Annotated in this window: 16 protein-coding genes and 1 pseudogene; 10 read left to right on the forward strand and 7 right to left on the reverse strand. The window is 72.6% G+C overall.

Going from position 1 to position 17,962, the window contains the following annotated elements; all coding sequences use genetic code 11:
* The first annotated feature begins 8 nt into the window (after positions 1 to 8).
* The 4 genes from EBO15_RS12270 to EBO15_RS12285 all read left to right on the forward strand — a co-directional run bounded on the left by EBO15_RS12270 (position 9) and on the right by EBO15_RS12285 (position 3,252).
* Entirely contained in the window at positions 9 to 461 is a 453-nt protein-coding gene (locus EBO15_RS12270; RefSeq protein WP_233616133.1) for a MaoC/PaaZ C-terminal domain-containing protein, read from the forward strand.
* 50 nt (positions 462 to 511) lie between these two features.
* On the forward strand, positions 512 to 1,393 hold the full coding sequence (locus EBO15_RS12275) for a hypothetical protein (RefSeq protein ID WP_122194473.1): 882 nt from the start codon (positions 512 to 514) through the stop codon (positions 1,391 to 1,393).
* 74 nt (positions 1,394 to 1,467) lie between these two features.
* Positions 1,468 to 2,340 carry a hypothetical protein gene (locus EBO15_RS12280; protein ID WP_122194474.1) on the forward strand — a complete coding sequence of 291 codons (873 nt, stop codon included), beginning with the start codon at positions 1,468 to 1,470 and terminating at the stop codon, positions 2,338 to 2,340.
* A gap of 27 nt (positions 2,341 to 2,367) precedes the next feature.
* Complete coding sequence (locus EBO15_RS12285) at positions 2,368 to 3,252, forward strand: hypothetical protein (protein ID WP_122194475.1); 885 nt, start codon at positions 2,368 to 2,370, stop codon at positions 3,250 to 3,252.
* 95 nt (positions 3,253 to 3,347) lie between these two features.
* On the opposite strand, the gene EBO15_RS12290 is transcribed toward EBO15_RS12285, so the two are convergent.
* From EBO15_RS12290 to EBO15_RS12305, 4 genes are all read right to left on the reverse strand, one after another.
* Positions 3,348 to 4,100 carry an SDR family oxidoreductase gene (locus EBO15_RS12290; protein ID WP_122194476.1) on the reverse strand — a complete coding sequence of 251 codons (753 nt, stop codon included), beginning with the start codon at positions 4,098 to 4,100 and terminating at the stop codon, positions 3,348 to 3,350.
* Between the two features lie 132 nt (positions 4,101 to 4,232).
* Positions 4,233 to 5,087 (reverse strand): SDR family NAD(P)-dependent oxidoreductase, encoded by an 855-nt coding sequence (locus tag EBO15_RS12295; protein ID WP_233616134.1) that lies wholly within the window; start codon positions 5,085 to 5,087, stop codon positions 4,233 to 4,235.
* A gap of 52 nt (positions 5,088 to 5,139) precedes the next feature.
* Positions 5,140 to 5,502, reverse strand: a complete 363-nt coding sequence (locus EBO15_RS12300; protein WP_122194478.1) for a nuclear transport factor 2 family protein — start codon at positions 5,500 to 5,502, stop codon at positions 5,140 to 5,142.
* Positions 5,503 to 5,536: 34 nt separating this feature from the next.
* Entirely contained in the window at positions 5,537 to 6,790 is a 1,254-nt protein-coding gene (locus EBO15_RS12305; protein WP_122194518.1) for an MFS transporter, read from the reverse strand.
* 81 nt (positions 6,791 to 6,871) lie between these two features.
* On the opposite strand from EBO15_RS12305, the gene EBO15_RS12310 reads away from it, so the two are divergent.
* Positions 6,872 to 7,444 (forward strand): TetR/AcrR family transcriptional regulator, encoded by a 573-nt coding sequence (locus EBO15_RS12310; protein ID WP_158628203.1) that lies wholly within the window; start codon positions 6,872 to 6,874, stop codon positions 7,442 to 7,444.
* A gap of 201 nt (positions 7,445 to 7,645) precedes the next feature.
* On the opposite strand, the gene sigE is transcribed toward EBO15_RS12310, so the two are convergent.
* Positions 7,646 to 8,236 (reverse strand): RNA polymerase sigma factor SigE, encoded by a 591-nt coding sequence (gene sigE / locus EBO15_RS12315; RefSeq protein WP_233616135.1) that lies wholly within the window; start codon positions 8,234 to 8,236, stop codon positions 7,646 to 7,648.
* Positions 8,237 to 8,546: 310 nt separating this feature from the next.
* Here sigE and EBO15_RS12320 point away from each other — a divergent pair, with 310 nt between their 5' ends.
* Positions 8,547 to 10,133: an acyl-CoA synthetase gene (locus EBO15_RS12320; protein ID WP_122194480.1), complete on the forward strand. Its 1,587-nt coding sequence runs from the start codon at positions 8,547 to 8,549 to the stop codon at positions 10,131 to 10,133.
* Here the strand turns inward: EBO15_RS12320 and EBO15_RS12325 are convergent.
* A complete protein-coding gene (locus tag EBO15_RS12325) occupies positions 10,091 to 11,308 on the reverse strand; it encodes a glycosyltransferase family 4 protein (protein ID WP_233616136.1) in 1,218 nt (405 codons plus the stop codon). The genes EBO15_RS12320 and EBO15_RS12325 overlap by 43 nt on opposite strands.
* Before the next feature lie 123 nt (positions 11,309 to 11,431).
* Between EBO15_RS12325 and EBO15_RS12330 the strand changes: the two genes are divergently transcribed.
* The 3 genes from EBO15_RS12330 (at position 11,432) to EBO15_RS12340 (ending at position 15,148) form a co-directional block, all read left to right on the forward strand.
* Positions 11,432 to 12,409 carry a PIG-L deacetylase family protein gene (locus tag EBO15_RS12330; protein WP_199744491.1) on the forward strand — a complete coding sequence of 326 codons (978 nt, stop codon included), beginning with the start codon at positions 11,432 to 11,434 and terminating at the stop codon, positions 12,407 to 12,409.
* Positions 12,406 to 13,449, forward strand: coding sequence for a lysylphosphatidylglycerol synthase transmembrane domain-containing protein (locus EBO15_RS12335; RefSeq protein ID WP_122194481.1), 1,044 nt, complete (start codon positions 12,406 to 12,408; stop codon positions 13,447 to 13,449). The genes EBO15_RS12330 and EBO15_RS12335 overlap by 4 nt, the downstream gene beginning before the upstream one ends.
* 82 nt (positions 13,450 to 13,531) lie before the next feature.
* Positions 13,532 to 15,148 carry a serine/threonine-protein kinase gene (locus EBO15_RS12340; RefSeq protein WP_158628204.1) on the forward strand — a complete coding sequence of 539 codons (1,617 nt, stop codon included), beginning with the start codon at positions 13,532 to 13,534 and terminating at the stop codon, positions 15,146 to 15,148.
* A 121-nt stretch (positions 15,149 to 15,269) separates the two neighbouring features.
* Here EBO15_RS12340 and rho read toward each other — a convergent pair.
* A pseudogene (gene rho, locus EBO15_RS12345) lies at positions 15,270 to 16,443 on the reverse strand (transcription termination factor Rho); the annotation flags it as partial.
* A 645-nt stretch (positions 16,444 to 17,088) separates the two neighbouring features.
* Between rho and EBO15_RS12350 the strand changes: the two are divergent.
* The gene (locus EBO15_RS12350) at positions 17,089 to 17,859 is read left to right on the forward strand and encodes an enoyl-CoA hydratase/isomerase family protein (RefSeq protein WP_122194483.1); all 771 of its coding nucleotides are present in this window, start codon (positions 17,089 to 17,091) and stop codon (positions 17,857 to 17,859) included.
* Positions 17,860 to 17,962 lie beyond the last annotated feature (103 nt).

Consider the following 17,962-nt stretch of genomic DNA (forward strand, 5'->3'; position numbering starts at 1 on the left):
AGCGAAAGATGGTGTCGTTCTTCCGCGGTTTCCAGGCCGGGGAGACGGTCGGCGAGCAGGCCCCGGCGCACGCCTTCCCGGAGGAGCTGCGCGCCGCCGCGCCGCTCGCCGAGGTCACCCAGCATGTGGACAACGACCAGACGTTCCGCTACTCCAAGGCGTCCGGCGACCCGATGCCGATCCACCTGGACGAGGAGTTCGCGAAGAGCGCGGGCCTGCCCGGGATCATCGCGCACGGCCTGTGCACGATGGCGTTCACGTCCCGCGCGGTGGTCGAGGCGGCGGCGGGCGGCGACCCGGCCCGGCTGAAGCGCCTCGCCGTCCGCTTCTCCAAGGTCGTCCTCCCAGGTCAGGACGTCACGACCCGGATCCACGACCGCGGTGACGGGACGGTCGCGTTCGAGACCGTGTCGAGCTCCGGCGATGTCGTGATCAAGGACGGCCTGGCCGAGATCGCCTGATCATCCGGTTCGGGGGGCGGTCTGCCGGAACGTCCCCCTACGATGCCCGCGTGGGGAAGATCATTGACTACGGGACGTTCGCGGACCGCCTGAAGGCCGCGCCGAACCGCTGGGACCTGCTGCGCGAGTTCCAGGAGGAGTGGGGTTACGTGATCAGGCCGGGCTCGTCCCGGTGGAACCGCCCTCCCGAGGACAAGCACGAGTTGTCCGTGCTCGCACTGGACGATCCCGACAAGGACCAGTTCGAGGACGCCGATCTCACCCTGCCCGTCCCGGCGACGCTGGACGAGTGGTGGGAGCTGCCCTACAACACCATCATCCAGGACGACCGTCCCGAGTGGATGCACCCCTGGATGCAACCCGTGTACCCGCCGACCGCCCGGGCCGAGCCGCTCGAAGAGGGCGACATGGGCCCGCTCCCGGACGACTCGGACCTGGTCGCGCCGGACGCCGACCACCGCGTCTGCGTGTTCATGATCGAGGGCGTGTACTGCGTCGAGTGGGCTTACCCGGCCGCCGAGGCGCACGAGCCCGACCCGCGCGTGCTGGCCTCCGTCGGCTGGGACGAGAGGGAGTGGGTCCTCCAGGCGCGGTCGCTCTCGGAGTTCTTCGTCCAGCTGGCCGTCCAGCGGCTGCCCATCGCGCTCGGCTGGTCGACGCAGGTCTACCAGGAGGACGTCGTCGACGGCGACCAGACCGAGCTGGTCGCCAGGATCGAGGCCGAGTTGCCCGCGCTCGGTTTCGAGCCGTGGCGGGAGCTCGGCATGGACACGATCGTCCGCGGCGGCCCGGACGTGCTCGTCCACATCGCCAAGGGCGCGTGCGGCGGCATCTTCCTCTCCGGCCGCACACCTCAGGCCCTCCTGGACCTGACCGCCCGCCTCGGCCTCGAACGCACCGAGGACGAGCTCGAAGCCCCGGAGGAGTACTGAGTCCGGCCTGGCCGAGATCGCCTGATCATCCGGTTCGGGGGCGGTCTGTCGGACCGTCCCCCTACGATGCCCGCGTGGCGAAGATCGTTGACTATGGGGCGTTCGCGGACCGGCTGAAGGCCGCGCCGAACCGCTGGGACGTCCTGCGCGAGTTCCACGAGGAGTGGGGCTACGCCGTGAGACCCGGCTCGGACCGCTGGGACCGCTGGACCGAGGACGAGCACGAGACGTACGTCCGCGCGTTGAGCGGGGAGCCCCGCGACGAGGACGGCCTGGAGGGCGTCGACCTCGCGCTGCCCATCCCCGCCGCGCTGGACGAGTGGTGGGAGCTTCCCTTCAACTCGTTCACCCACGACTCCCAGCACTACGAGACGAACCCGGTGTATCCGCCGACCGTGCGTCCCGACCCGTCCGGCTACGGCGTCGCGGGCCCGCTCCAGGACGACTCGGACCTCGTCGCCCCGGACGCCGACCGCCGCGTCTGCGTGTTCATGGCCGAGAACCAGTACTGCAACGAGTGGGGCTACCTCGCCGCCGAGGCACACGACCCCGACCCGCGCGTGCTGGTCAGCGTGGACGACGACCGGTGGGCGCTCCAGGCCCGGTCGGTCTCGGAGTTCTTCCTCCAGCTGACCGTCCAGCGGCTGCCCCGGACGCTCGGCTGGTCCGCGGAGATCTACGACGGCGAGGAGATCATCGACGGCGACGAGGACGACCTGCGCGCCCGGATCACCGAGCGCATGCCGGAGCTGGGCTTCGAGCCGTGGGCCGAACTCCAGCAGGACACGATCGTCTACGGCGGCCCGGACGTCCTGGCCTTCGTCGCGGACGGCGAACTCGGCGGCATCGCCTTCGCCGGCCGCACCCCGCGGGCCGTCCTCGACCTGGCCGAACGTCTCGGTGTGAAACTCACCGAAGAGGACCTCACCGAGCCCGGCGAGTACTGACCGAGGCGCGTGGAGAGGGGCGGCCAGGTGGCGGAGATCGTTGACTACGGGACGTTCGCGGACCGGCTGAAGACGGCGCCGAACCGCTGGGACGTGCTGCGCGAGTTCCAGGAGGAGTGGGGCTACGCGGTCAGGCCGGGCTCGTCCCGCCGGAAGCGCATGTCCGAGGAGAGGCACGAGAAGTACGCACTAGCGATGGGCGGAAAGACCGGCGTCGACGGTTTCGGGGGCGTCGACCTCGCCCTGCCCATCCCTGCGGCGCTGGACGAGTGGTGGGAGCTGCCGTTCAACTCCTTCACCCACGACGCCGGCCTCTACTGGACGCACCCCGTGTACCCGCCGACCGCCCAGGCAGAGACGCCCGACCATGGCGAGAGCCTGGGCCCGATCCCGGACGACTCGGACCTCGTCGCCCCGGACGCCGACCACCGTGTCTGCGTGTTCATGGTCGAGTACCAGGCCTGCAACGAGTGGGGGTACCCGGCCGCCGAGGCGTACGAGCCCGACCCGCGCGTGCTGGTCAGCGTCGCTGGTGACGAGGGCGAGGGCGAATGGGTCCTCCAGGCGCGGTCGCTCTCGGAGTTCTTCCTCCAGCTGGCCGTTCAACGCTTGCCCCGCACGCTCGGCTGGTCGACGGAGGTCTACGAGGAGGACGTCGTCGGCGACGACGACGGGGCCGATCTGGTCGCCCGGATCGAGGCCGAACTGCCCGCGCTCGGCTTCGAGCCATGGCGCGAACTCGAACAGGACGGGATCGTCCGCGGCGGCCCGGACGTGCTCGTCCACCTTGCCCAGGGCCACAGCGGCGGCATCGTCCTCTCGGGCCGCACGCCCCAGGCCCTGCTCGACCTGTCCGCCCGCCTCGGCCTCGAACGCACCGAGGACGAACTCGAAGCCCCGGAGGAGTACTAGCTCCTCCCCTGGAACGGCCGAGGCCCCGTGCCACCGATCCCTCGGCATGATCTCCGAGTTGGATCCGGGTGGCCGGGGCCCGTGCTCGGCCAGACTTAGACGACGCCTCCGTTGACGCGGATGTTCTGGCCGGTCACCCAGCTGGCCTGGGAGGACGCCAGGAAGGTGATCATGTTGACGATCTCGTCGGGCCGTCCGATGCGCCCCATGGCGGTCATCTTCTCCAGGCTCGCGATGAACTCCGCGGGCCGGGTGCGGAACTCCGGGGTGTCGGTGGGGCCGGGGGAGACCACGTTGACGGTGATGCCACGGTGCCCGATCTCCCGGGAGAAGACCCGTGAGAACTGCTCCAGCGCGCCCTTCGCCCCGTCGTAGAGGCCGTAGCGTGCGAAGAACAGCCCGGTCGTGTGGGAGGAGATGTTGATGATGCGGCCGCCGTCGCGCATCTGCTCCGCGGCGCGCTGCATCAGGAAGAAGGGCGCCCGCGCGTTGACGCCGAAGCTGGCGTCGAACTCCTCCTCGGTCACCTCGGCCATGGGCTTGAGCACGGGCAGAACGGCGTTGTTCACCAGGATGTCCAGCCCGCCGAACCGCTGGGTCGCCGCGTCGATGAGCGCGTCGCGCTGCTCGGTGTCGGCGATGTCGGCCGCCAGGGCCACCGCCTGGCCGCCCGCGTCGATGATGCTCCGGACGAGTTCGTCGGCCTGGTCCTGCTGGTGGGGCAGGTGGTTGACGACGACGTGGGCGCCCTCGGCCGCGAGCCGGGCCGCGATCGCCGCGCCGAGGCCGGTGGCGGCGCCGGTGACGATCGCGACCTTCTCCGCGACGCCGTCGATGGTGGTGCTCATGTTCCTGTCGCTCCTAGGTTCGGCCAGGGGATGTCGTGGCCGCTGATGGTTCTTGTTGCGTTCGCGTGTTCCGCTGCGGGGGTCACGGAGCTCCGCCTCGGGCGGCGAGCTCCGTGACCCGCGCGGCTCGCCTCAGGCGGCGAGCGGCGGCGTGGCGGGGAACGGGATGCCGGTCAGCTCCTCGCTGAGCGCCAGCAGCCGGGTCCGGGCCTTCTCGTCGTAGGCCTGGTGATGGGCTCGCGCGGGACGGGCCCGGTTGAAGTAGGTCCCGGTGACCTCGGCGAGGGCCGGGTCGCCGACCAGGCGGGCGGTGTTGGTCACTCCCTCCTCCACGGTGCTCTGCACCGCGAAGAGCCCCTTGACGATCTTGGTGGGCATGTAGGAGGCGGGGTGCAGGGCGTTGATGGCGACGCCCTGCCCGCGCAGCAGGTCCGCGTGCTCGAAGGTGAGCATGATCTGCGCGAGTTTGGCCTGGCAGTAGGCCTGCACGCCGTCCCAGTGGCGCTCCAGCATCACGTCCTGGAAGTCCAGTGGCGCCTGCCCGGCGGAGCTGACGTTGACCACACGCCCTCGGGGGGACCGGGTCAGCAGGGGGGTGAGCAGGCAGCTGAGCGCGTAGGTGGCCAGGTAGTCGACCTGGAAGGTCAGCTCCAACCCGTCGGCGCTGCGCTGCGGGGCCCGCTCGACGCCGATGCCGGCGTTGTTGACCAGGACGTCAAGCCGGTCGCGGGCGGCCACCCGCTCGCCCAGCGCCCGGATCTGGTCCAGCTCGGCGAAGTCGGCGGTCTCGAACGTGAGCCGCTCGTTGCCGGTCTGGTCGCGCAGCTCTGCCAGCAGGTCCCGGCCCTTGGCGGGGTTGCGGCCGTGCAGGATCAGCGTCGCCCCCTCGGTGGCGAGCCGGTGGGCCAGGGCTCGGCCGAGCCCGTCGGTGGCTCCGGTGATCAGGATGGTCTGGTCACGCAGCGACATGGTGTCGGAAGTGGACACGGCTTTTTCCTCTCCTTGAGATAGGACGTGCGGCAGATCGGAGCGGGATCGGTCAGACGGTGGGACGGCCGCTGGCGGTGGTGTCGGGGACGTCCTCGCGCAGGTCCCAGTGCTCGGCGATCAGTCCGTCGGCGATCCGGAACACGTCCACCACGGCGATGCCCTGGTGGCCGGGCTGGGCCGTGAACAGGCTGTGGGCGAACACCAGGTCGCCCTCGGCGGCCATGCGGTGGATCTCGAAGTGCGCCTGCGGGAGCTGGGTGCGCAGCCCGTCGATGAAGTCGACCAGGGGCTTGCGGCCGTCGGGCAGGTTCGGGTTGTGCTGGAGCAGGTCCTCGGCGAGGTACTGGTCGGCGATGTCGGTGCGGCCCTGGTTCCAGACGAGCTCGAAGTAGTCGCGGACGAGCTGGGACATGACGTTCTCCTGATTTCTTGTGTGGGTGTTTCGATCAGTGGTGGGTCGCGGCGGAGGCGCCGAGGGGCGCCTTCGCCGAGCTCTCGACGCGGGTCGCGCCGGGGGTTCGGGTGGGGGTGGCGAGCACCTGCGGCCGGCCGGCCGAGCGGACGGAGAGCATGTGGGCGCCGACCGCCAGGGCCAGCGGCACCAGCGGGAGGGCGGACAGTCCCCGGGCGCCGAGGGCGGGCAGGAGGCCACTGCCGAGCAGGCTGCCCAGGCTCATGCCCAGGTACAGCGCCGAGGCGTTGAGCGCCAGCAGGACTCCGCGCTGTTCGGGGAGCAGCTCCACCAGCCGGGTCTGCTGCGGCGCCATGAACACGGTGTTGAAGAAGGCCCAGAAGGCGAACACCCCGACCCCGACCGGCAGTGCTCCCGGCACGGCCGTCAGCGCGGCGAAGGTGACGGTGAGGCCGGCCAGTGCGGCGGCGATGGTCTTCGCCCCGCCCAGCCGTGTGTACAGACGGGGGCCGACGACGTTGCCGACCATTCCCACCGCGCCGAACACCAGCAGCGTCAGCGACACCATGCCGGTGGAGGCCCCGAACCGCGTCGCCAGGTAGGCGCCGGCGACCCCGTACACGGTGAACTGCGCGGTCAGCACCAGCAGCGTGGTCGAGATGATCGGCACGACTCCGGGGTTGCGCAGCATGCGGGCGAACCCGCGTGCGGTCGGTGCGGGGCCCGCCTCCACCGGAGGCAGCAACCCGGGCAGCAACGCCATCACCGCACCGGTGAGGATCACCACGGCGGCCAGCGTCCAGCGCCAGCCGATCGTCGTCCCCGCCGCCGAGGCCAGGGGTACCCCGAGGACGGTGGCGGCGGTCATCCCGCCGAACACCACCGCCAGCGCCCGCGGTCGCTGCTCGGCCGGGACGATCATCGAGCCGGTGGCCGAGGCGACCGGACCGAAGATCGCCGCGCCCAGTCCGGCGACCACCCGGGAGGCGACCAGGGTCGCGAAGGTCGGGGCCAGTGCGCTGCCAAGGCCGCCGGCCAGCATCAGGGCCAGGCCGATCAGCATGACCCGCCTGCGTTCCATGCGCCCCAGCACGACCGCGGTCAGCGGCGCGGCCAGCGCGAACACCAGCGAGAAGACGGTGACCAGGGTCCCGATGGTCGCGGGGCGGACGTGCAGGTCCGCGGCGATCGGGGCGCTGAGCCCGACCACGGCCAGCGACGCGGTCCCCAGGGCGAAGTACCCCAGTGCCAGCGTGACCAGTGCCGGTGTTGACGAACGAGTTCTCACCACGCACTCCCTTTCGCTACGGTGCGGTGCGTATTGGAATTAAAATACGGCACGGTCCGTATGTCAAGTAGGGTCGGGAGCATGACCGGACGACCTCGTGATCCCGCCGTCGATGAAGCCATCCGCCAGGCCACCCTCGACCTGGTCGCCGAACAGGGCTACCGGGGGGTGAGCATGGAGGGGATCGCCGCCCGTAGCGGCGTCTCCAAACAGGCCGTCTACCGCCGGTTCGCCGGCAAGGGTGAGGTGATCCTCGACTCCCTGGTCGCCTACGCCCGCACCCGCCTGCCCACGCCCGACACCGGTGACCTGGGCGAAGACCTGCTGACCCTGCTGGAGGAGACCTTCGCCGCCCAGCGCGGCGTCCCCGGCGCGCTCAACCAGGCCCTGGCCGCCGAGGCCCTCCAGGACCCGGACTTCGCCCGCCGGGTCACCGACACCCTCATCCAGTCCCGCCGCGCCGCCGTCGGCGAGATCCTCGACCGCGCCCGAAGCCGCGGCCAGGTCACCTACCCGGACAACGACGTCCTCATCGACCTGGTCTTCGGGCCGATGTGGTACGCGCTGGTCTTCGACGCCACCAAGCTCACCGACGCCTACGCCACCGAACTGTCCGCCGCCGTCACCACCCTGGCCGCGAGCCCGCCGGACTAGGGCTCACGAGGTGTCCCCAGGGCGTCGCGCAGTAGGGCGGGTGACGTCGAGACACGCCCCAAGGTCCGGCGCTCCGGCGCCCCTTCGGGGGCAAAAGGATTGAGCCGTGCGGGACGCTGCTCCGCACGGCTCAAGAACGGTGGTCCAGGAGACGCGATCACCACGGGGCCGTGATCGCGTGGCGCCGGACCGCGGCGACGGTCACGGCGCCGTGGTAACGCACTCCTGGGACGGGGCCGGGGCCGGGACCGCCGGGGCGGACGCGGCCGGGCGGCGGTGCTCCAGGGCGACGCGCAGCTGGGCGCGGCCCCGGTGGATACGGCTGCGGACGGTGCCGAGCTTGACCCCGAGCGAGGCGGCGATCTCCTCGTAGGTGAGGCCCTCGATGTCGCACAGGACGACCGCGGCGCGGTACTCCGGGGCGAGCGAGTCGAGCGCGGTCTGGATGTCGGCGTCCAGGTGCCGGTCGTCGTAGGTCTGCGCGGGCGACAGCTCGCGGCCCTCGAGGCGCTCGTCGGCGTCCTCGGCGAGGGCGTCGAAGCGGATGCGCTGCTTGCGGCGCGCCCGGTCGAGGAACAGGTTGGTGGTGATGCGGTGGAGCCAGCCCTCGAACGTGCCCGGCGTGTAGGACGACAGCGACCGGAACACCCGGACGAACACGTCCTGGGTGAGGTCTTCCGCGTCGTGCCGGTTGCCGGTCAGGCGGTACGCCAACCTGAACACCCGTGTCGAGTGCTGGTCGACGATCTCCTCCCACGTCGGAGGCGTCCACGCCACTGCGCTTGCGCTCACCGCTACCCCCGTCTGATACGTAATCGTTACGGCACAGCATGCCCGGCTCCGGATAAGAGCGGTGTAAGAACGCGGAGCCCCTTGCGGGCAGGGCTTTGCGATCTCCGTCCGGGCGGCGCCGCCGCGCTCGGGAAACAGCCGTCCGACCAGGGGTTTTGCCCGGTTGGTCAGTTCCTGGCCGATCATCCGGTCAGAGTTCCCGTTGTGACCCATCTCATTGGACGCGGCGTCCACAGGTATTGAGCGCGCGCCGGGTCGCGGGCGATCATCAGGGGCACCCGGTACACCCCCACCCCGAGGACGTGTGGCCATGGCGCGGAGCTACAACCTGGCGGATCTCCTGGAAATCCTGGCCGAGGCGGGCCCGGACAGACCGGCCCTCGTGGCCGGGGACCAGCGCAGGACGTACGCGGAGCTGAACGAGCGCGCGAGCCGGGTGGGGCACCATCTCGACGCCGCCGGGATCCGGCCCGGCGAGCACGTCGCGATCCTCGCCTACAACCGGGCCGAGTGGATCGAGACGATGCTCGGCGTCTTCAAGATCCGCGCGGTGCCGATCCCGGTGAACTACCGGTACGTCTCCGCCGAGCTCCACCACGTCCTGTCCGACTCGGACTCGGTGGCGCTGGTCGGCGAGCGGTCGCTGCTGGCGAAGGTCCAGGACGTCCGGGACGACCTGCCGGAACTACGGCACGTCGTCGTCATCGAGGACGGCTCCGACGCCGTGATCCCCGGCGCCGTCGAGTTCGAGAAGGCCCTCGGCGAGGCGTCCGGCGACGACGACTTCCCCGAGCGGTCCAGCGACGACCGGTACGTCATGTACACGGGCGGGACGACCGGCTACCCCAAGGGCGTCGAGTGGCGCAGCGAGGACATCTTCTTCGGCGCGCTCGGCGGCGGGAACGTCCTCGGCGACCCCGTGACCAGCCCGGAGGCGCTCGCCGCGAACGCCGAGCAGCCCGCGATGGCCGTCCTCGACTGCGCGCCCGTCATGCACGGCGCCGGCCAGTGGGTCGCGTTCATGGGCCTGTTCAGCGGGGCCAAGGTCGTCCTGTACACCGACCACGGGTTCGACCCGGCCACGGCGCTGCGCCTGCTCGCCGACGAGCAGGCGAACGTCCTGATGATCGTCGGGGACGTCATGGCGCGGCCCGTCGCCAAGGAGCTGGCGTCCGGCGAGCACGACACGTCGTCGCTGTTCGCGATCGCGTCCGGCGGCGCGCCGCTCACCGAGGGCGCCAAGGACGAGCTGAAGGCGCACCTGCCGAACGTGGTGTTCCTCGACAACTACGGCGCGTCCGAGACCGGCGCGTGCGGGCCGTCCGTCGGCGGCAAGGAGGGCACGGCCCGGTTCATGATGAAGCCGGGGATCACCGTCCTGGACGACGACCTCAAGCCCGTCCGGCCCGGCGAGATCGGCAAGCTCGCGCGGTCCGGGAACATCCCGCTCGGCTACTACAACGACCCGAAGAAGACCGCGTCCACGTTCTTCACCGATGAGGACGGCGTCCGCTGGTCGGTGCCGGGAGACTACGCCTCCCTCGAGGAGGACGGCACGATCGTCCTGCTCGGACGCGGCTCCCTCATGATCAACACGGGCGGCGAGAAGGTGTACCCCGAGGAGGTCGAGGTCGCCCTCAAGGACCATCCGGACGTCTACGACGTCGTCGTGGTCGGCCTCCCCGACGAGCGGTTCGGGCAGCGCGTCGCGGCCGTCGTCGCGCCGCGTCCGGGCACGTCCCCGACGCTGGAGGAGCTGGTCGGGCACTGCCGCGACCGGCTCGCCGGGTACAAGCTCCCGCGCGAGCTCAGGGTCGTCGCCGAGGTGCAGCGGACGGCCGTCGGGAAGTCCGACTACAAGTGGGCGAAGTCGGTCTTCGCCGACGCCGCGTCGTAGCAGGAGCCGAACGCCGCGAGGACGGCGGGCCACGAGCACCGGACGGGTGAGGTGGCGCGGTTGTGCGCCGCGATCCGGCCCCGCAGGACGGGGTCGGACGCGAGCAGCGCCAGCGCCGCCGCCAGTTCGCGCGGCGTCCCGCCGAGCAGCCCCTCGCGTCCGGACGTGACGAAGTCGGCGACGCCGCCGCCCGCCTGCGCCACCACCGGCACGCCCGCGAGCCTGGCCTCCAGCGCCGCGAGCCCGAACGACTCCCGGGACGCCGGCGCGAGGAACACGTCCGCGCCCGCCAGGACCGTCCGCACCTGGGACCGGTCGAGCCGTCCGGTGAGCCGCACCCAGCCCGTCATCCCGTGCCGCCGCAGGTACCGCTCCATCCGCCGGCGTGCCGGACCGTCCCCGACGACCGTCGCCCGCAGCGGCGCCGTCGCCGCCGCCTCACGCAGCACCCGCAGCAGGTTCACGGGCTCCTTGCGCGGCGCGAGCCGCCCGACGGCCACCACGTGCGGCACACCGTCCGGCGCGTCCGCGAAGTCCGCGAGGCCCTGGAGATCCGCAGGGCCCGGGAGGTTCGCGGGGCCGGGGAGGTTCGCGAGGTCGCCGGGCTCCGGGACGAGGGGAGCCCCGGCGTTCCAGAGGGACAGGTCGATGCCGTTCGACACGACGCGGACGGGGAGCCGTCCGTCGACGACCGCGCGGATCGGGCGCGCCGCCGCCTCGCTCACCGTCGTCACCACGAGCCCGCTGCCGTGGCGGCGCGCCCAGAGCGGGACGAGCGTCCGGTAGACCGCGCGGCTGACCGGCCCCCACATGCTGTGGACGGTCAGCACCACGGGCATTCCCGTCATCCCCAGGCTGTGGACGGCGCGCCACGCGAACGGCGAGACGGCCCCCGCGTGCACGTGGACGACGTCCGGTTTGAGGCTCTCCAGCAGCGGCGCCAGCGAGCGGCCGACCGGCAGCTCCCAGGGCAGCGGCGCGACCAGCCGCACCACCGGGAACGGGGGCCCGCCGGGCGCGCCGGGCCCGTCGCCCGTCCCGTCCGGCGCGGGCGTGGCGGTGGCGACGGTGACGTCGTGGCCCGCCGCGCCCTGCGCCCGGGCCAGCTCGTCGACCTGCACCTCGATGCCGCCGAGCCGGGGCGGGAAGCAGTCGCTGACATGGAGTATCCGCACCCCACGACCGTGCGGGCGCGGCCCGCGCGGGACCCGCGCCGACACGCGTCACCGCGTGGGGGATGGGCGAGCCTTGACCCGCAGCAAGCCCACGCTTCACACGTCCCGGGAATCTAATAGGCCGTGCGACGAACCTGCGTCTTCTTCCATGCCCATCCGGACGACGAATCCCTGCTCACGGCGGGCACCATGGCCCGCCTGGCGGCCGAGGGACACCGGGTCGTCCTCGTGGTCGCCACCGCCGGCGAACGCGGCCTCACCTTGCCCGTCCGGACGCCGCTCCCGGACCGGCCCGAGGCTCCGTCCCGGGCGTTAGACGAGGAGCGGGACCCTTCGGGCGGCGCCCACGCGGCGGAGGCCGAGCGGGACGCGGTGACGCGGGCCCGGCTCGGTGTGGCGCGGACGGCCGAGCTGCACGCCTCCGCCCGCGCGCTCGGATGTGAGCGGGTCGTCCTGCTCGGTTACGAGGATTCCGGGCTCGACGGGGACGCTCCGGGCGGTTTCTCGCGCGCGCACGTGGAGGCCGCCGCCGGGGAACTGGCCGAGGTGCTCCGGCAGGAGGCCGCCGACCTGCTGGTCGTGTACGACCCGGCCGGCGGGTACGGGCACCCCGACCACGTCCAGGTGCACCGGGTCGGGACGGAGGCGGCGAAGGTGGCCGGGACACCGGTCGTCCTCGAGGCGACGGTCGACCGCGATCTGCTGCTGCGGGTCCTGCGGGGGCTGGCGTGGCTGCGGCTGCTGCCGCGTTCGGTGGACGTCGCGTCCTTCGAGCGCGCCTACGCGTCCGGCGCCGAGATCACGCATCGCGTCCCGGTGCGCCGGTACACCTCGGCCAAGCGCCTCTCGATGGCGGCGCACGCGTCCCAGACGACCGGCGGCGACACCGTCCGGACGCTCGCGGCGCTGTTGTGGCTGCCCAGGCCGCTGTTCCGGCGGGCGCTCGGCACCGAGTGGTACATCCGCCGCGACCTGCCGGACGGCCCCGTCCTCCGCCACCCGCTGGACGCCTGGCCCCTGGAGACCGGCCCGCCCGGCCCGCCGGGCACGGCCCCGGCTCCCGCGTCCGATGGCGGTACGGCGTTCGCGGCGGAGTGTTGAGCCGCCCGGCGCGCGCCGTCCTGTCGGTGCTGTCGCTGGCGGGAGCGATCGGGCTGCTGGCCGCGCTGCCGTACCTGGTCGGCGTGAACTGGGAGGTGATCTTCCACGAGCTCGGGGACCTCTCCCTCGGGGAGCTGGTCGGGCTCACCCTGCTGTGGTCCGCCGGGCTGTGGGCCTACACGTTCGTGCTCACCGCGTCCCTGCCGGGCCTGCGGCACTGGCAGGCGCTGCTGATGAACGCGGTCGGCAGCGCGGTCAGCAACCTGCTGCCGTTCGGCGGCGCGGCGGGCCTCGCGATGACCTTCGCGATGGCCCGCGGCTGGGGCCACCGGAACGCCTCGATCACCGTGTCCGCGCTGGTCACGGGCGTGTGGAACGTCATGGCGCGGCTGCTGCTGCCCGCCGCCGGGATCGTCGCGCTGCTGGTCGCGGGCGAGCTGCCGAACCGCCGGACGGCCGTGATGGCGTTCCTGGCCGCCGCCGTGATCCTCGGCATCCTCGCGGTCCTCGTCCTCGCGCTGCGGTCGCCGAAGGCCGCGCACGCCGTGGACGTCCGGCTGCGCGCGACCGCCCGCCGCCTGCCCGGACGCGCCGGACGCTGGCTGGTCAAGGCCGACGGCGCGCTGTTGTCCGTCCGGGACAAGGCGGTGGACGTGCTGCGCACCGGCTGGCGCCGCCTGACCCTCGGGATGCTCGCCTACCTGCTGTTCCAGGCCACGCTGCTGTACGGGTGCCTGGTCGCGGTCGGCGCGCACGTGCAGGTCGCCGAGGTGGTCGCGGTGTTCGCGATCAACCGGATGCTCACCACGGCCGTGGTCACGCCGAGCGGCGCGGGGATCAGCGAGACGGGCACGGCCGCGCTGCTGGTGTCCTTCGGGGTGCCCGCCGGGCCCGCCGCGGCCGCCACGATCCTGTACTCCTTCTTCACCTACGCGGCGGAGATCCCGGCGGGCGGACTCGGCTGGCTGGTGTGGCTGCTGTGCCGCCGCGGGACGCCTGATCCGCCCCTCTCGACACCGCGCGTTCTGGCCCGCAAATGACGCATCGTGAGGAAATCGTTACTCGATGTGGAACATGTCGAGAGGGCTTACGACCGATAACCACCTCATGGGGGGAGAAGGGTTGATACCGCTCGCACGCCGGTATCGCCTGCTCTCGGAGGCGGGACGCGGCGGCATGGGCACGGTCTGGCGCGCCCATGACGAGCTGCTCGACCGGGACGTGGCCGTCAAGGAGGTCCGCCTTCCGGAGCGGCTCACCACCGGCGAGCGACGCCTCGCCTGCAGGCGGATGGTCGAGGAGGCGCGCGCCACGGCCGCGCTCCGGCACCCCGGCGTCGTCCAGATCTTCGACATCGTCATGGAGGACGGCCGTCCCTGGATCATCATGGAGTTCATCCGGGCGCGGTCGCTGCACCAGGTCCTCGCCCAGGACGGCCCGCTGCCCGCGGCCCGCGCCGCCGAGGTCGGCCTGGCGCTGCTGTCGGTGCTGCGCGCCGCGCACGCCGAGGGCATCCTGCACCGTGACGTCAAGCCGTCCAACGTGCTGCTCTGCGAGGACGGCCGGGTGCTGCTCAGCGACTTCGGGCTGGCCGTCCACACCGACGACGGCGTCCGCGGCGGACGCGGGGACGACACGCTCGTGTCCGGGATCGAGGGCTCGCCCGCCTACCTGTCGCCCGAGCGGGTGCGGGGGCTGCCGAGCGTCGTGGCGTCCGACCTGTGGGCGCTCGGCGCGACCCTGTACGCGGCGGTCGAGGGCCGCTCGCCGTTCCTGCGCAGCCACGCCCTCGCGTCGATGGTCGCGGTGCTGCTCGGCGAGTACGAGCCGCCGCGCCTCGCCTGCGCGCTGAGCCCGATCGTCGCCGGGCTGCTCCGCGAGGACCCGGCCGAGCGGCTGAGCGCCGAGGCCGTGGAGGCGCTCCTCCGGGACGCCCTGCGCACGCTGTCCGCCGTACCGGGGACGCTCTCCGCGCCGGAGGCCCCGGACGAGGAGGAGACGCCCGACACGCCCGACACGCCCGACGCGGTGGCCGAGCCCGACGAGGAGGACGAGCCGCCCGGCGAGAAGGAACCCGAGGCCGGATACGTCCTGTACGACCTGGGCGGGACGAGCCTGGTCGCCGGCGGGACGGGACGCGGCGCGCACCGGCGCACGACCGTCCGGACGCCCGCGTCGAGGCGTCCGAGGTTCGGGGCGCTGCTCGGCCTGAGCGCCGCGCTGGCGGGGGTCGCGGCCCTGGGAGCCTGGTCGGCCCGCTGGACGTCGGTGAGCAAGAGCGCGTCGTCGGTGGTACAGCCCTTCCCGGGCGTGTCCGACCAGACGACCGTCTACCACGCGGACGGCGCGTTCAGCGTGGAGGTCCCGGCGGACTGGAGCACCCGCCGCATCAGCGGCGGCGTCGCCTGGACCGGCCCGGTGGACGGCGAGGGGATGACCATCGTCCGCGCCCCGGGGGACGCGCTGACCGGCCTGCACGCGGCCGAGCGCCGCGCGGCCGACGACGGCGCCTACCCCGGCTATCACCGGCTGCGGATCGAGTCCGCGCCGGACCTGGCGCCGGGCGCGGCGGAGTGGGAGTTCACCTGGGACCGGGACGGCGGGTCGCACGCCCTGCGCAGCCGGGTCGCGGGATACGAGTTCTTCTTCTACACCCACGCCTCGCGCTGGACGCCGGGAGCGCGCCTCTACGACCGGATCCTGCGGTCGTTCGATCCGGAGCCCTCCACCGGCGAATAGGCCCCGGGCGGATCGTCCGCGCCGGTCAGAGGCTCATCGGGATCTTCTGTGGCCTTCCAGTGGCCCCTTCGGCGGCCCTTCAGCGGCCCTTCAGTGACTCTTCGGTGGCCTTTCGCAGACCTCAGACGGTGTGCTGCATCCGGAGCAGGAACTCGGCGTTGGACGTGGTGCCCTTCATCCGCTCCAGGAGCAGCTCGATCGCCTGCTGCTTGTCCATGCCGGACATCGCGCGGCGGAGCTTCCAGTTCAGCTCCAGCTCCTCGGGGGACATGAGCAGGTCCTCGCGGCGGGTGCCGGACGCCTCGACGTCGACGGCCGGGAAGACGCGGCGGTCGGCCAGGCTCCGGTCGAGCTTCAGCTCCATGTTGCCGGTGCCCTTGAACTCCTCGAAGAACACCTCGTCCATCCGCGAGCCGGTCTCGACCAGGGCGGTGGCGAGGATGGTGAGGGAGCCGCCGTCCTCGATGTTGCGGGCGGCGCCGAAGAACTTCTTCGGCGGGTACAGCGCGGTCGTCGCGACGCCGCCGGCGAGGATCCGGCTGCTGGACGGGGCCGCCAGGTTGTAGACGCGGCCGAGCCGGGTGATCGAGTCGAGCAGCATGACCACGTCGTGGCCCTGCTCGACCAGCCGCTTGGCCCGCTCGACGGCGAGCTCGGCGAGGGCGATGTGCTCCTCGGCGGGCCGGTCGAAGGTCGAGTGGACGACCTCGCCCTCGACCGTGCGCTCGAAGTCGGTGACCTCCTCCGGCCGCTCGTCGATCAGCAGGATCATCAGGTGGCACTCGGGGTTGTTGACCGAGATCGCGTTGGCGAGCGCCTTGAGGATCATGGTCTTGCCGACCTTGGGCGGCGAGACGATCAGGCCGCGCTGGCCCTTGCCGATCGGCGACACCAGGTCGATGATGCGGGTCCCCATGGCGCCGGTGTCCAGGCGCAGCCGCTCGTTCGGGAACAGCGGCGTCAGCGTGTTGAACCGGGGTCGTTCGGCGGCGGCCTCGGGCGAGAGCCCGTTGACCGTCTCGACGGACGCGAGCGTCGCGTACCGCTCCCGGCTGGACCGGGGCGGGCGGGCGGTGCCGACGACGATGTCGCCGGGGCGCAGGTGCGCGTCCCGGACCTGGGACGGGGTGAGGTACACGTCGTCCGGCCCGGCCAGGTAGCCCGAGGTGCGGACGAACGCGCGGGTGTCCTGGAGGGCCAGGATGCCGTGGAACGGGACGACGGGCAGGGCCTGCGCCGCGGGGTCCGCGCCGCTCTGCCCGGTCTGCTGCGCGGCGGCGTCCGTGCCGTCGACCGTGTGGGCGGGGGTGCGGGCCGCGGTGGTCCGGGCCCGGGTGCGGCGGCGCCGGTCGGCCTGTGCGGGCACGCTGGCGTGTTCTGCCGTGGTGGTGGTGGTCATGCGGGTCCCTTCAGACGGCCGCTTCTCGGGCGGCGCGTGATCGAGAGGAACGAGTGAGGGAAGTTGATCGGCCTGCCCTGGCAGGCGGAAGAGTACGGCTCCCTGAGAGGCTGCGGGCGGCCGTGGGCCGCGCGGGCTGTCACCGGACGCTCAGAGGTCCGGGCGGGGAACGTGCGCGCCTCCCGGCCCCGATCACGCTGGACGCGGATCCGAGGCGCCTTCTGGCCGGAGACGCTGATTTGACAGTACAGCACATTCCGCGTCCTGTGCATTCCCGGCCTACCGGCGTGGCCGGACGCGCCCGTCCGTCATGGTCGTGGCCTCCTCGGGCGGACGAGAGTTCGATGTCGGCGGACCGCACGAGGTTCCCACGCCCCTCCGACATCCCCGCCCTCCGAAATGCGGCTCCTCCGGCGTCCGCGGCGTCCGTGCCCTCCGGTGGCCGTGCCCTCTGAAGTCCGTGCCCTCCGGGGCCCTCGGCCTCCGGGGCGGGGCGGGGGCTTCCGTACGATGGCGTCGCGGATGGGCGGAAGGGGTGCCGATGGGCGGTGACGGACGGCTGTGGAGCGCCGTCGCGGACGGCGTGGCCACGATCACGATCGACCGGCCCGCCAAGCGGAACGCGATGTCGGCGGAGATGTGGCGGGCGCTGCCGCCGCTGCTGGACGGCCTGGCCGCCGACCCGTCCGTCCGGGCGGTCGTGCTGACCGGGGCGGGCGGCGACTTCTGCGCGGGCGCGGACATCTCCGAGCTCGCCGACATCAACCGTCCCGACAAGGGCCACCTGTCGGTGCACGCGGAGGAGGCGCTCGCGGCGTTCCCGAAGCCGACCGTGGCCGCGATCGAGGGCTTCTGCGTGGGCGGCGGCTGCCAGCTCGCCCTGGCCTGCGACCTGCGGTTCGCCGCCGGGGACGCGCGGTTCGGGATCACCCCGGCCAAGCTCGGCATCGTCTACCCGCACTCGGCGACCGCGCGGCTCGTCCGGCAGGTCGGGCCGTCCGCGGCCAAGTACCTGCTCTTCTCGGCCGACCTCGTGGACGCCGCGCACGCGCTGCGGATCGGGCTGCTGGACGAGACCGTCCCGCCCGGGACCGTCCACGAGCGCGTCGCCGCGTTCACCGCCACGCTCGCCGGGCGCTCGCTGCTCACCCAGTGCGCGACCAAGGAGATCGTCGACGCCCTGGCCGCCGACCGTCCGGCGGAGGACCTCGTCCAGTCGTGGCTGGACGAGGTGACGAAGGGCGGCGACGTCGCGGAGGGCGTCGCGGCCTTCCTCGAACGCCGTCCGCCCCGCTTCACCTGGACGGGCTGACCCGGTCCCCGGGCTGGTCGCGGGCCTGGTCGCGGGACCGTCCGGCCGGTGTCCCGAATCGCCCGGGATGCCCGGAGGGACGGGAGTGGCGGTTGTGGCGCGG

The sequence above is a fragment of the Actinomadura harenae genome, assembly GCF_003696215.1.
GTDB classification, from domain to species: domain Bacteria; phylum Actinomycetota; class Actinomycetes; order Streptosporangiales; family Streptosporangiaceae; genus Spirillospora; species Spirillospora harenae.

Coding starts and splice junctions, on each gene's coding strand:
- EBO15_RS12270 (WP_233616133.1), top strand. CDS start 9: ATGGTGTCGTTCTTCCGCGGTTTCCAGGCCGGGGAGACGGTCGGCGAG.
- EBO15_RS12290 (WP_122194476.1), bottom strand. CDS start 4,100: ATGAGCACCACCATCGACGGCGTCGCGGAGAAGGTCGCGATCGTCACC.
- EBO15_RS12300 (WP_122194478.1), bottom strand. CDS start 5,502: ATGTCCCAGCTCGTCCGCGACTACTTCGAGCTCGTCTGGAACCAGGGC.
- EBO15_RS12310 (WP_158628203.1), top strand. CDS start 6,872: ATGACCGGACGACCTCGTGATCCCGCCGTCGATGAAGCCATCCGCCAG.
- EBO15_RS12320 (WP_122194480.1), top strand. CDS start 8,547: ATGGCGCGGAGCTACAACCTGGCGGATCTCCTGGAAATCCTGGCCGAG.
- EBO15_RS12350 (WP_122194483.1), top strand. CDS start 17,089: ATGGGCGGTGACGGACGGCTGTGGAGCGCCGTCGCGGACGGCGTGGCC.